The following is a 12,968-nucleotide window of genomic DNA, read 5'->3' as shown; positions in this document are numbered from 1 at the left end:
GGTTTTGCATAGCAGAGGAAACAGGATATGAAGCGGCAGTCGGGTATTGGTCTGGTTGAAATCATGGTGACGGTGGTCATTGTATCGGTATCGATATTGGCGACCATTCGTTTGCAGGCGGGCTCCTTGCAAGATAACCACCAGGCCTGGTTGCGCTCCTGCGCCGACATGATGGCCAACGATATGTTCGAACGTTTGCTGGCCAACTCCAATGCAGCGCTGGCCGGCAGTTATGAACATGCAGAGGGCGGCAGTATTCCTTCCGCCAGCAATACCAGTATGGCGCAGGTGGATCTGCGTCAGTGGCTGAACCTGCTCGCGTCCCAGTTGCCGGGTGGTGATGGTTCAGTTACCTGCACCAGTGCCGGTATGTGTACGGTCAGCGTGTACTGGACTGACCCATCAATCGAAGACGATACCAACAGCGATGGCGCGGTGGATGAAGACGACCAGCAAACCAGTATCCGTCTGGTGAGTGCGCTTTGATGAGAAAACGTTGTTATATCAAAGGCTTTTCGCTGGTTGAACTGATGATCACCATGTTGCTCGGGGTGATTGTGGTGGGGGGGCTTGTGCAGATGTTGCAGGGCAGCAAGCGTAGCTGGCGACTGGATGATGCCATGGCGCGGGTGCAGGAAGATGCGCGTCTGATCAATTACACGCTGGCAGTCGAGGTGCGGGAAGCCGGGTTTGGTTGCCTGGATAACGTTACCAACATCGTCAGCACCCTCAACGACAGCAGTGATGTCGATTTCAATTTTGACAATGTGATTCAGGGTTATGACAGCAGTACCGGTTATCCCGACAGCATCGCTGACGACGTTGTCAGTGGAACCGACGTGCTGGTGGTTAATGGCACCTATGGTTCAGAGGTGTCACTTGAATCAGAAATGCCGGATACCAGTGCGGTATTAAAAACCACCGTAATGGACCCAGCCCCGATTACTACCGACGATATTGTATTGCTGACGGATTGTAATAGTGCGGCAATCTTTCAGGTAACCAACTATACCGATGCCAACGGCAATATTGTTCACAATACCGGTAGTGGAACACCTGGCAACAGCTCCAAGAGTTTTGGCCATAAATACGTGGCTGGTTCGCAGGTGATCAAGGTTCACAGTGCGACGTTTTATATCGGTACGTCCGATGATGGCGAGCCGTCGCTTTTTCGCCGGGTAAATGATTCCGGTACCGCGGAGGAAACCCTGATTGCCGAAGGGGTTGAGGATATGCAACTGGAGTTTGGTGAAAACACCAATGGTGTCAGTGGTGCTGATGGCTACTACTCGGCGTCAGAGGTTTCCGACTGGGACAACGTGGTGAGCGTGCGTTTTAACCTGCTGTTGCGGTCACTGGAAGACAACGTACTGGATGATGACCAGACCTACGAGTTTAACGATATCGAACAAACCCGCTCGGATGGGTATTTGCGGCGGCCGGTGTCGTTTGTGGTAACCATTCGTGGCCAGACGGAATAACAGGGCGGTGACAATGCTTACAGGTAATAACCGCCAGCGGGGCATGGCGATGGTATTTGCCCTCATTCTGATGCTGATTCTGGCCATGCTGGGTACCAACAGTTTGCGTAACAGCACGCTGGAAACCCGTATGGCCAGTAACGTGCAAGACCGTAGCCGGGCGTTTCAGGCGGCTCAATATGCGATTCACCAGGCAGAGGAACACATTTCCGAGTTGGTGGACGCTGGCCAGTATGCCAGTGTGTTTGGTTCCGAAACCGGCCTTTATCGTTCTCTGTCAGCCAGTGGTTCCGACTGTACCAGTGTTTCCATGTGGTCGGAGGGCACGGCCAGTTGGGACAGTTCCGACTCGCTGGAAGTGGATATCAGCAGTGTCAATCTGTTCGGCGACTTCGAGGCTGAAGCCAACCCGCGTTACATGATCGGTCTGGATACCGAAACCGATCCCGATAGTGCCTGTTATTCCGCTACCAGTGCTGATGGTTATTCCGACAGCGTCGGTAATAGCAATGACAGTGTTCAGACCATCCGTTTCACCATTACCGCCGTGGGTTACGGCAGCCAGCCCAATACCCGGGTGCGGTTGCAGGAGACCTGGACCATCCTCAACTGAGTGTGGCAACACAAGGAGATGATTATGAAAACTCGTTCGTCGGGTTGGGTTGTTCTGTTGTGGCTGACTCTGGCCGGGCTGGTAGCCGCAGGGTGTGGTTCCTCGTTGACTCCTGGGGTGTTTGCGACCTTCAGTGGTGGTGAAATCGACCTTGGCAGCTCCAGTGCCGACTACTGCAAGATGACCATCAGTGGCAGCAGTTCGATTAACTCCAGCACCTATGTTCATGCCTCGAAAAGTGACTGTGGCGTTACCACCAGTGGTGAAGGGGTGGATACCCTGAGTTTGCCAACGTTTCTGGCGTCGACCAGTTCGGTGGATGTGACCATTCAGAACTCGGCTTATATCAAGATTGGTACAACCGCGTACCAGCCAAGCGGTACCAGCTGGTGCAAGAACGGCAACAGCAGTAACTGCTATAGCGGCAGTGCTGGTATCACCCTGCCATCGATTAACAGTACCACTCAGCCGTATGTGCTGTTTAACAACGCCAGCGCCAATCAGTTTGATGAAATCACGTCGGAAGTCAGCAACTACCCGCTCTACTTCAAGTATTCCTCCAGTGGCTCGCCATACCGGATTAACAGCATCACGCTGAAAAACAGCTCTACCCTTATTCTGGAACCGGGCACTTATTACATTACCCAGCTGATCAGTTCCGGCACGTTTTATATCAAGGTGAATACCACCGACAGCAGTGGTAATGCCCTTGGTGATGGTAGCGGCACGGTCAAGTTGTATCTGTACAACTCACCGGAAACTACCTTTCAGAATGGCAACAGCAGCTGTATCAACATCCAGAATTGCGGCAGCACCATTACCAGTGCTGATAGTGAGTACCCGGAGCGTCTACAAATCTGGGTCTACAAAAATGATCTGAAGTTGCCCTATTCCCAGGGTTCTATTCAGGTAGCGGCCAGTATTTATGTGGCTGATGGCGATCTGATTTTTAACACCAACTCCGGCAGTACCTTTATTGGTGAAGCGGTCGCCGAAAACGTCAGTGTTTATAACGAACCGGCCTATTTTATCTACAAGGATACTGGCGCGTTTGCCAGCCTGTATTCCAGCACCAGCAGTTACCAGGAAGGCGAGTACAGTCTGGCCGCCTCGGCAACGCCTTCATCTGCGTCGACTGGTGATCTGGTGTATATCCCGTATCAGACCGACTATTACGAACAATCCGATGGCAGTTATTCCTATATCAGTGGCCATCTGAAAGCGTTTGCTTACCAGTCAGATGGCACTACGTCGTCCATGGCGAGCTGGGATGCCGATGATGAAATGACGGTTGCAGATCGCACGGCCAAACTCTGGTCAACCGACAGCAGTGGCAACCTGTTGCTGTTCAGCGCACTGGATGATTCGGCTTTTTCGCTGGCATCGGGAAGTGCTTTGAGTGTTGCCACTATCAAGGCATATACCCTGGACCCTGCCTACAACAGCGAAGCCTATCTGGGGTATCGCGATCCGGATGGCCTGATAGGGCGTCCGTACACCAGTCGTCCGGTGATCATGGGCGATATTGTACTGTTCCAGACCGACGACGGTTTCCTCTATGCCGTGGATGCTGAAAGTGGCGCCCTGCGTTGGGGGTATATGCCGCGGCCGCTGGTTGCCGGTTTGCAGAACTACTCCAGTTTCTACACAACTCACCCAATGGAAGGGCAGATCGCTATTCTGACTGCTGACGACACCAGCACAGAGGGCTATATCGTTGGCTCTGCCAACGGCGGGGCGCTGCATTACGCCTTGCAAGTAGATGAGGACGGTAATCTGGTTGATCAGTTGTGGTTGGATGAAACGGCAGGCAGCAACCCGCACAAACCACTGGTGTTCTCCGCAGGCACTAAAAACTGGGCGGTGTATGTCGGGGCTTCCGATGAGGTGGTGGCCCGAACGCTGGACAGCAGTTATACCGAGAAACGTTTTGACGTCAGCAAATATCTGGATACCGATGCCCGCCTGACCGCTACTCCGATGGGGCTGGGTGAATACAGCGTCAGTGGCAGTTCCAGTCAGCTGGATCTGACCCTGTTTGTGGGGGATAGCGCCGGTGATATCTACTACGGTTCACTGGTCAGCAGTAACAGTATGGTGAGCAGCTTCAAACTGACGGCGCTGGGGAATATCGGCACGTCGACCGGGGTTACCGACGAGGTGTTGTTCCTCGAACACGCCACGCGCAACGGTGTGGGTTATGTCACTGCCCAGAGCAGCAGCCGTCTGAAGACGTTCCGTTACCCGGAAGACGATGCCGCCTGGTTCCAGAACTGGACCAGTTATACCGGTGGTTCCGGTTATTGGAATGAGACCGGCAAGACCTACACCGCCGAAACGGTATTCACCCCGAACACCGAACATGTGCAAAAGCTGCCGTCGTCCGGTGCCACCATTACCGACAAGGTCAGTATTGCAGCCGGTGTGGTGTTCCTGCCGGTGAAGGTGGAAACCGATGACAGTTGTGAAGCCTGGTATTACCTCTATCAGCTGGCGGATGGGTATTTCCCGGATAACACCCTGTATTTCACCGAGTCGGCGACGGATAACGTGCTGATTGGCACCGGATCGGCCTACACACCATCCATTACGGTACTGAATGGCAGTGTGGTGCTGGAAGGTAACAGTGAACAGAACAGCTCGGGTACAACCTCAACCCAGGGACTGGATGATCCTTTTACCTTTACTTCCGGTCCGGGCGGCCGTTCTGGCTGGCGCGAGCTGCGCAATGAATAATCGGCGTTCAGCTTTGTTCTGACCACAGCCGGACAGTGGCTTCCTCTGTCCGGCTGTGTGCTTTTGGGCGAGCCGACACGCCAATGGCGACCACGCTGAATGAGTGGTTGCTGGTTAGCTTGGTGTCTATCTATGATTTCGAGCTTTTCGTCGGAATTATGACAATTTACCGTTTTTCTGAGTCATCCTGTGTACCAGTATGATTTTTCGGTGGGAGACAGTGCCGTGCCACTATTGGTAGCTGGGTGCATAATAACCTTGATAGATGATTGTGCCGTGGGCAAGCAACCCTATTGCAGCTATGAACGGAGACCGATTGGATCTGTCTATTATCCGTGATAGAACAGATTGATTGTCCTGAATGGATGCATCTGGTTTAAGGTTATAGCGTCAGTTTGCACGTAGTCGGTACGTGATTAGGGAACTGTTAGGGAGGATTTTTATGAGCCAATTGATTCGTCTCGTGTATGCCAGCCAGTCCAACAGCCCTGCTCGCGCAGGTAGCATAGACCCGGTTGTTGGCAACATTTTGGCCCAGTCCCGTCGCAACAACGATCGCGATAGTATTGGCGGTATTCTGTACTACGGCAACGGCTTTTTCTTCCAGTGTCTGGAAGGAGATCGCAGCAAGGTCGAGCAGGCCTATGAGCGTATTCGCAGTGACGTGCGTCACCGTGAGCCGCGTATCCTGCGCTTGCAGACGGTTAATCGTCGCCTGTTTGGCGACTGGTCCATGAAGTACATACCATCGGATAACGATGTTCGCTCGTTTCTGGAATTAAAAGGTATCGAAGAGTTTCGACCTTACGATTTTGCCGAACCCCTGATCGATGAGCTGGTGTTGTACTTTCAGCACTTTCAGTTGCCGATTTCGGCTGATGCTGTGGGCAATCCGGCCAACCGTTCATTCAAGGCTGACCTCGCAGCAGCCGCGATGGATGCCAAAAAAGCCGGCCTCTGGGATCGTATTGCTGATGCCCTGGGATTACGTAAAAGCGCCTGATGTCCGGCGCTTTGGTGTTTGTACTGATGACGGGGTCACTTGCTGACCCCGTTTCTGTTTTCAGGGCCCGGTTTCAGGCCTTGATGTCTGCGAAATGACCCCGGGTCAGACGTGCAAGTTCTGCTGGTGGCAAGGCAATTTCCAGTCCACGGCGTCCTCCACTGACATGCATACGTTCGAGTGTTTCGGCACTGCTGTCGATGACGGTTGGCAGAGCCTTTTTCTGGCCCAGTGGCGAAATCCCACCCACGATATAACCCGTAGTGCGTTCTGCCAGTTTGGGATCGGCCATATCGGCTTTTTTGGCTCCCAGTGCCTTGGCAATGGCTTTCAGGCTGAGCATATGGCTTACCGGCAACACCGCAACCGCCAGATTGCTTTTATGGCCGGTCAGTTCCACCAGCAAGGTTTTGAACACCTGATTGGTATCCAGTCCCAGTGCCTGGGCGGCTTCTTCGCCGTAGGATTCGCTGGCTGGGTCGTGGTGGTATTCCTTGACCTCAAACACAATGCCCGCTTTTTTGCAGAGATTAATCGCCGGGGTCATGCTTATGCTCCTGCCGGGGTATCTGTCTGGCTGTCCATATCACCAATTCGGGCAAAACGAGGCGTGGTCACACCGTTCAGCTCGACGGTTTCAACAAACATGGTCAGTGGTCGCACCCAATGACTGAAATCACCGTAAAGCGTGCGGTAATGCACCAGCCACTCTTCGGTTTCGCTGTGACGAACCAGCCCGAATACCTCGTATTCAGGCCCTTTGTAATGACGATAACGACCCGGCAGCAACTCTGCCGGTGGATTATTCAAGCTCAAAACGTACCTCCACACTGGCACTGATGGCTTGCTCTGGAACCAGCATGGGCGCTGGTGCGGCATCCATTTTGGCCATTGGCGCGGCCATCGCGCGCATTTCATATACCGGACTTGGCATAGCGCTGCCGGATTCGTTGATAAATACGACCTTGCCAAGACGGGCATCCAGCGTGCGTGCCATCAGGCTGGCCTTGTCGCGTGCGGCGACCAGGGCCTGTTCCAGGGCCTGATCACGCAGAGCAGACGGGTCATCAAAACCGGATTCGGTATTGTCGAGAGATGCCTCTTCGATGTGCAGAACTTCCTGCACCAGATCGGTATGGCGCTCGGTATTACGCAGGGTGATGACCAGTGGGCGATCAATGCGCTCACCCAGATAACGGCGGCCCTTGTCGGTCCATTCGTATTGCGGGTAATTACGAATCTGGCTTGCATCAATGTCCTTGCGGTCGATACCAAGATCGTCACAGACGGCCAGCAAACGATTCACCGCGGTGTCGACAACGCCACGGCTGTCCTGCTGGGTTTTGCGAGTGGCGGTGATCGTCAGGTACAGGCGCAGATAATCGGCTTTGGCTTTGACTTCGGCATTGCCACTGACCTGCACGTAACGGGGTTGGGATTCAGCGCTGGCAGGTTGGTTGATAACCAGCAAGGCGGGTAATAACAGACTGGCGAGTAGTGTCGGGCGCATCATGCGGCTCCTTGGTAATCCTGACGAAGGTATTCTGACCGGGTTTGCATCCTGTTTCCGGCACTGTGATCACGGGTCAGAAGTGTTGATAGCCTTGTTTAGACAGATCCAGCGGCTGACCGTTCAGTTGTGCCAGAACCCGTGGTTCGGCGGCGGCGGGCTTGCTGCAGACGCCAATGCGGGTGCAGGTAACCATACAATCACGGGCGATGGCGGCAATGGCCTCGCGCTGCGAATCGGGCGCGCAGAACAGCAGTTCGTAGTCGTCACCACCGGTCAGACAGGTTTGCCAGGCAGAACTGCCAAGGTCAGTCGATGCGGTTGGTACCTGTTCGGTATGAATGGTCAGATCCAGTGCGGACGCACGGGCGATATGGCCAGCGTCCTGCAACAGACCGTCGGAAATATCCATGGCTGCGCTGGCAATACCCCGCAGGCCAACCCCAAGCGCCAGCCGTGGCTGCGGGAAATAATAGTGACCCGCCAGCCCTTCACTACAGGCCGGGTCGTTCAGCACGATTGGCAAAGCCAATGCGCCCATGCCGATACAACCGCTGACCCAGATATCATCACTGGCGTTGGCAGTATGGCGGAACAGCCCCTGAACGCCAGGTTCATTGGTGCTGCTGTCGAGTGGCAACCAGCCTTGCACCATCACACTGATCACACAGACCGGGCCGCGAGTGGTGTCGCCACCGAGTAAGGCCAGGCCACATTCGTGGGCAGCGGCACGCAAGCCGGAGGCAAAACCGGACATCCATTCAGGCTGGTTGTGGGGCAGGGTAAGGCCGAGATAAAAGCCCTGGGGAGAAGCCCCCATGGCGGCGAGATCACTGGCGGCACAACGCAGGGCGCGTTGGGCGATCAGCCAGGCCGGAGCCGAGGCTGGAAAGTGAACATCGGCCACCTGGGTATCCAGGCTCTGCACCAGAGTCATACCAGCGGGGGGAATAATCACCGCTGCATCGTCTCCGATACCGAGCCAGGTATCACGCGAACGTGGGTAACCGCTGGCGAAGTGGCGACGGATCAGGCCGAATTCGCCCTCACCGGGGTTACCCGCAGGGCTCATGCGCCCGCATCTCCGTTGCCAGACTGCTGAGCCTTGCTACGCGCGCCACGGATTTCGACCGCACGTTCACGCTGGGCCAGCTTGTCGAGTACGCCGTTGATGAACTTGTGACCGTCGGTGGCACCGAATACCTTGGCCAGTTCAACGGATTCGTTGATCACGACTTTGTACGGTACGTCGATACGGTGCAGCATCTCGTAGGTGCCGAGGTGCAGAATGGCCAGTTCAACCGGGGTGATTTCGTCAACACGGCGGTCCAGCAGAGGAGCAATTTTGGCATCCAGCTGTTCCACGATTTTCGGCACACCGTGCAGGATGTCGTGGAAGTATTCCACGTCAACCTGGCTCATATCGTTGTCGGCACGAAATTCGGCTTCGATCTGGGTCAGGTTGGCACCTGCCATATGCCACTGGTACAGAGCCTGTACAGCGAAGTGACGGGCTTTGCGACGGGAAGCGGCGCTAGGACGGTTGTTTCCGGATACACGGGACATGCGAATCAGGCCTCCAGGGCAGACAGCAGGGATACCATTTCAAAAGCAGACATTGCTGCTTCCTCACCCTTGTTACCTGCCTTGGTACCGGCGCGTTCAATCGCCTGTTCAATGCTGTCCACGGTCAGCACACCGAAAGAAACCGGAATTCCGAATTCCAGAGATACAGAAGACAAGCCTTTGGTGCATTCACCGGCTACGTATTCAAAGTGTGGAGTGCCACCACGAATCACCGCACCCAGCGCGATGATGGCGTCGAACTGGCCCAGAGCCGCGACTTTTTTCACAACCAGTGGAATTTCAAACGCGCCAGGAGCACGGATGATGGTGATATTGCCTTCTTCCACGCCGTGACGTTTCAGGCTGTCGACAGCACCTTCCAGCAGGCTTTCCACCACAAAGGCGTTCCAGCGGCCAACCACAATGGCGTAACGACCGTCGTTAGGGGTCAGTTTTCCTTCAATCACTTCGATGTTTTTCATAATGTTTCCAGTAAGCAACAGGTTCAGTTCATACGCCGTACGGCAGGTATTCGACAATTTCCAGGTCAAAGCCGGAAATGCCGCTGTATTTCATTTCGGAGCTCAGCAAGCGCATTTTCTTGATGCCGAGGTCTCGCAGTATCTGGGAGCCGGTACCAATGGTCAGGAAGGCTCCGGAGCTGTCCTTGTTCGGGCTACGTACCGGACGGGCACGGCCGAAAAAGTCATTCAGGCTCAGTTCAACTTCTTCCGCCTGACCGGCAGACAGCAGTACCAGTGCACCTTTGCCTTCTTCGGCAATACGCTGCAGGGCGGCGGCTGATGACCAGCTGCCACCGCTTTGCGGGTGCATACCCAGTACATCGCGCAGCAGGTTGTTGGTCTGCACCCGTACCAGGCATGGATCATCCGGCTGGATCTCACCCATGGTCAGCGCCAGGTGGGTTTCAAAGTTGATGGTGTCACGGAACGAGTGCAGGGTGAATTCGCCAAAACAGGTATTGACCTGATCGGTGCCCAGCAGCTCGATGGTTTTTTCGTTGGCCATACGGTAGTGAATCAGGTCGGCGATGGTGCCGATCTTGATGCCGTGTTTGGCCGCGAATATTTCCAGTTCCGGGCGACGCGCCATGGTGCCGTCCGGGTTCATCACTTCAACAATGGCAGCCGCCGGAATCAGACCGGCCAGACGGGCCAGATCACAACCGGCTTCAGTGTGGCCGGCACGGCTCAGAACACCGCCCGGACGTGCGCGCAGCGGGAAGATGTGGCCCGGCTGAACGATGTCGTGCGGTTTGCCCATCGGGTTGACGGCGGCCAGAATGGTGCGAGCACGGTCGGCAGCGGAAATACCGGTGGTCACACCTTCGGCAGCTTCAATCGACACGGTGAACGGCGTCGAGAACTTGGCACCGTTGCCGGTCACCATGGCTGGCAGACCGAGGTAATCACAACGCTCGCCGGTCAGGGTCAGACAGATCAGACCACGCGCTTCGGTGGCCATGAAGTTGATCATGGCGGGAGTGACCTTCTCAGCGGCAATGATGATGTCGCCTTCGTTTTCGCGGTCTTCGTCGTCCATCAGGATGACCATCTTGCCTTCACGAATGTCGGCAATGATTTCTGCAATGCTGTTCAGGGCCATATCGATCTCTTCTTGAGGGTGGCTCAATGTTCCGTTCTTACGGTTTCCAGAACCCGTGCTGGGCCAGAAAACCTTCCGTCAGGCGTGACTGCGGTTCGGCAGTAGCCGGGCTGGTGCCTTTGAGCAGCTGCTCCAGATACCGTGCAATCATATCAACTTCCAGATGAACCTGCTGACCTGCGGCGGCAGAAATCAGCGTTGTTCTGGCCGCCGTGTGAGGCACCAGATTCAGGGTAAAGCCATTACTGGTGAGGGCATTGGCGGTGAGGCTGACACCATCAACGGTAATGGAGCCCTTGGCGGCGATGTAACGGCGCAGTTCGGCCGGTGCTTCCACGGTCAGACGAATCGAGCGGGCATCGGCTTCACGGGAGCGAATAACACCCACACCATCGACATGGCCGCTGACCAGATGGCCACCCAGACGGCTGGTTGGCTGCAGGGCTTTTTCGAGGTTAACCGCACTGCCACTTTTCCATTCACCAATACGGGTGTGGGCCAGTGACTCACGCGAGACATCGGCGACAAAGCCGTTACCGGGCAGCTCTACCACGGTCAGGCACACGCCGTTGGTGGCAATACTGTCGCCCAGACGTACATCGCCGAGATCCAGCTCGCCGGTTTCGATCAGCAGGCGCAGGTCGCCCTGACGGTTTTCAATTCGGGCCACGCGGCCAACGGCTTCAATAATGCCGGTAAACATCAGTGTTTATCTCCGCAAGAAGGCACCAGGGTCAGACGCAGGTCATCCCCCACCATTCGTACATCCTGCCAGCGCCAGCGCAGCTGTTCTGCCATACGCGTCAGGGGCAGTTGTACCAGTGGACGGGCGTCAGAACCGAGCATGGTCGGGGCGGTGTACACCACCAGTTCATCAATCAGGCCCTGTTCAATAAAGGCACCGGCCAGACGGGCACCGGATTCCACCAGTACTTCATTGATACCGATACTCCCGAGGTGACGCAACAGAGCTGTCAGGTCGACATGGGGCACCTGTTCCACTTCCGGGCTTAACCAGTAGTTCAGGGCTCCGCTATTGGCCGGGCGCAGTAACGGCGCGCCAGGCTGACGGGTACTGGCAATCAGGATATCGCCTTCGGCCTGCAACAGGCGGGCGTTGTTGCCAACCCGCAACTGACCATCAACGATGACCCGTAATGGCTGACGCCACAGGCGGGCCTCCAGCTCGACGCCGGTTTCGGCCGGGCGCACGGTCATGGACGGATTATCCAGTAATACCGAGTCGGCACCGGTGATAATGGCGCAACTGCGGGCTCGCAGGCGCTGGACATCGCTGCGGGCCGCGGCGCCGGTAATCCACTGGCTTTCACCACTGGCCATGGCGGTACGGCCGTCCAGGCTCTGGGCCAGTTTGATACGCACCAGCGGCAAGCCGGTGCGCATACGTTTCATAAAACCGCTGTTGATCGTTTCGGCCTGGGCGCTCATGCAGGATTCGATGACCTCGATACCGGCGTCGCGCAGCATGGCAAAGCCTTTCCCAGCCACTTGTGGGTTGGGGTCGGAACAGGCTCCAACTACCCGTGCCACGCCGGCGTTGATGAGGCCCAGCGCACAGGGTGGTGTGCGGCCATAGTGGCTGCAGGGTTCGAGGGTGACGTAGGCGGTGGCCCCTCGGGCGCGTTCACCGGCCATGCGCAGGGCGTGCACTTCGGCGTGTGGTTCTCCGGCTTTCTGATGCCAGCCTTCGCCGACGATTTCGCCGTTATTCACAATCACACAACCCACCCGTGGATTCGGGCTGGTGCTGTAAATTCCCCGGGCGGCCAGTTGCAGGGCTCGGGCCATATAGACTTCATGATTCACGATTGGAGTCTCCTTCGCAGGCAGAGGGCTGGCTCAGGCGATCCAGTTCAGCGCGGAATTCGTCGATGTCCTGGAAGCTGCGGTATACCGAAGCAAAGCGTACGTAGGCCACTTCGTCGAGCTGACGTAATTCAGCCATCACATAGTCACCAATCACACGGGTGTGGATTTCACGGGCGGAGCGGTTACGAATACGGTGCAGGATGCGCGACAGGGCGGCGTCAAAGGCGTCGAGACTGACCGGGCGTTTTTCCAGCGAACGTTCGAGGCCCGAACGCAGCTTGCCCATATTGAACGGTTCACGCTGACCATTTTGTTTGATGACGGGAGGATAACTCAGTTCAGCGGTTTCGAAAGTGGTGAAACGCTCGTTACAGCCCATGCATTCACGGCGGCGGCGGGTCTGGGCGCCATCAGCGACCAGGCGGGAATCAACAACCCGGGTTTCCGGATGAGAGCAAAACGGACAGTGCATAGGTTTTTGCTTCTGTTCAGCCTGGGTAAAGAGCAGATTGGGCCGTGGTGCTGTCGGGGCTGTCAGAAGCGGACAGGGACAGTGGACGGCAAAGGGCGGAATTCTAGCGCCGGAGGCTTTTTCTGGCAATG

15 protein-coding genes are annotated in these 12,968 nt (G+C 56.0%); 5 read left to right on the top strand and 10 right to left on the bottom strand.

Annotated elements, in window-relative coordinates:
* Positions 1-27 precede the first annotated feature (27 nt).
* The 5 genes from pilV (at position 28) to OUO13_RS06205 (ending at position 5,833) form a co-directional block, all read left to right on the top strand.
* Positions 28-486, top strand: coding sequence for a type IV pilus modification protein PilV (pilV, locus tag OUO13_RS06225; RefSeq protein WP_283172997.1), 459 nt, complete (start codon positions 28-30; stop codon positions 484-486).
* Positions 486-1,481 carry a PilW family protein gene (locus OUO13_RS06220; RefSeq protein ID WP_283172996.1) on the top strand — a complete coding sequence of 332 codons (996 nt, stop codon included), beginning with the start codon at positions 486-488 and terminating at the stop codon, positions 1,479-1,481. The genes pilV and OUO13_RS06220 overlap by 1 nt, the downstream gene beginning before the upstream one ends.
* 13 nt (positions 1,482-1,494) lie before the next feature.
* The gene (locus OUO13_RS06215) at positions 1,495-2,094 is read left to right on the top strand and encodes a pilus assembly PilX family protein (RefSeq protein WP_283172995.1); all 600 of its coding nucleotides are present in this window, start codon (positions 1,495-1,497) and stop codon (positions 2,092-2,094) included.
* 24 nt (positions 2,095-2,118) lie between these two features.
* Positions 2,119-4,830 carry a pilus assembly protein gene (locus OUO13_RS06210; protein ID WP_283172994.1) on the top strand — a complete coding sequence of 904 codons (2,712 nt, stop codon included), beginning with the start codon at positions 2,119-2,121 and terminating at the stop codon, positions 4,828-4,830.
* Between the two features lie 442 nt (positions 4,831-5,272).
* The gene (locus tag OUO13_RS06205; RefSeq protein WP_283172993.1) at positions 5,273-5,833 is read left to right on the top strand and encodes a BLUF domain-containing protein; all 561 of its coding nucleotides are present in this window, start codon (positions 5,273-5,275) and stop codon (positions 5,831-5,833) included.
* A 73-nt stretch (positions 5,834-5,906) separates the two neighbouring features.
* On the opposite strand, the gene ybaK is transcribed toward OUO13_RS06205, so the two are convergent.
* The 10 genes from ybaK to nrdR form a co-directional block, all read right to left on the bottom strand.
* Positions 5,907-6,380, bottom strand: a complete 474-nt coding sequence (ybaK, locus tag OUO13_RS06200; protein WP_283172992.1) for a Cys-tRNA(Pro) deacylase — start codon at positions 6,378-6,380, stop codon at positions 5,907-5,909.
* A 2-nt stretch (positions 6,381-6,382) separates the two neighbouring features.
* Positions 6,383-6,649, bottom strand: a complete 267-nt coding sequence (locus OUO13_RS06195) for a DUF1653 domain-containing protein (RefSeq protein WP_283172991.1) — start codon at positions 6,647-6,649, stop codon at positions 6,383-6,385.
* Positions 6,636-7,346: an SIMPL domain-containing protein gene (locus OUO13_RS06190; protein ID WP_283172990.1), complete on the bottom strand. Its 711-nt coding sequence runs from the start codon at positions 7,344-7,346 to the stop codon at positions 6,636-6,638. Before OUO13_RS06190 ends, OUO13_RS06195 begins: the two co-directional genes overlap by 14 nt.
* A 73-nt stretch (positions 7,347-7,419) precedes the next feature.
* Entirely contained in the window at positions 7,420-8,415 is a 996-nt protein-coding gene (gene thiL / locus OUO13_RS06185; protein ID WP_283172989.1) for a thiamine-phosphate kinase, read from the bottom strand.
* Positions 8,412-8,909 (bottom strand): transcription antitermination factor NusB, encoded by a 498-nt coding sequence (gene nusB / locus OUO13_RS06180; RefSeq protein ID WP_283172988.1) that lies wholly within the window; start codon positions 8,907-8,909, stop codon positions 8,412-8,414. The genes thiL and nusB overlap by 4 nt, the downstream gene beginning before the upstream one ends.
* Before the next feature lie 5 nt (positions 8,910-8,914).
* On the bottom strand, positions 8,915-9,391 hold the full coding sequence (ribH, locus tag OUO13_RS06175) for a 6,7-dimethyl-8-ribityllumazine synthase (RefSeq protein ID WP_283172987.1): 477 nt from the start codon (positions 9,389-9,391) through the stop codon (positions 8,915-8,917).
* Between the two features lie 28 nt (positions 9,392-9,419).
* The gene (ribB, locus tag OUO13_RS06170; RefSeq protein WP_283172986.1) at positions 9,420-10,535 is read right to left on the bottom strand and encodes a 3,4-dihydroxy-2-butanone-4-phosphate synthase; all 1,116 of its coding nucleotides are present in this window, start codon (positions 10,533-10,535) and stop codon (positions 9,420-9,422) included.
* Between the two features lie 37 nt (positions 10,536-10,572).
* Complete coding sequence (locus OUO13_RS06165) at positions 10,573-11,238, bottom strand: riboflavin synthase (protein WP_283172985.1); 666 nt, start codon at positions 11,236-11,238, stop codon at positions 10,573-10,575.
* Entirely contained in the window at positions 11,238-12,362 is a 1,125-nt protein-coding gene (gene ribD / locus OUO13_RS06160; RefSeq protein ID WP_283172984.1) for a bifunctional diaminohydroxyphosphoribosylaminopyrimidine deaminase/5-amino-6-(5-phosphoribosylamino)uracil reductase RibD, read from the bottom strand. The genes OUO13_RS06165 and ribD overlap by 1 nt, the downstream gene beginning before the upstream one ends.
* Entirely contained in the window at positions 12,352-12,837 is a 486-nt protein-coding gene (gene nrdR / locus OUO13_RS06155) for a transcriptional regulator NrdR (RefSeq protein ID WP_283172983.1), read from the bottom strand. The genes ribD and nrdR overlap by 11 nt, the downstream gene beginning before the upstream one ends.
* Between the last annotated feature and the right edge of the window lie 131 nt (positions 12,838-12,968).

This window comes from Parathalassolituus penaei, assembly GCF_026626885.1.
Taxonomy (GTDB): domain Bacteria; phylum Pseudomonadota; class Gammaproteobacteria; order Pseudomonadales; family Oceanobacteraceae; genus Oceanobacter; species Oceanobacter penaei.
This window is presented reverse-complemented; position numbering and strand designations above follow the sequence as displayed.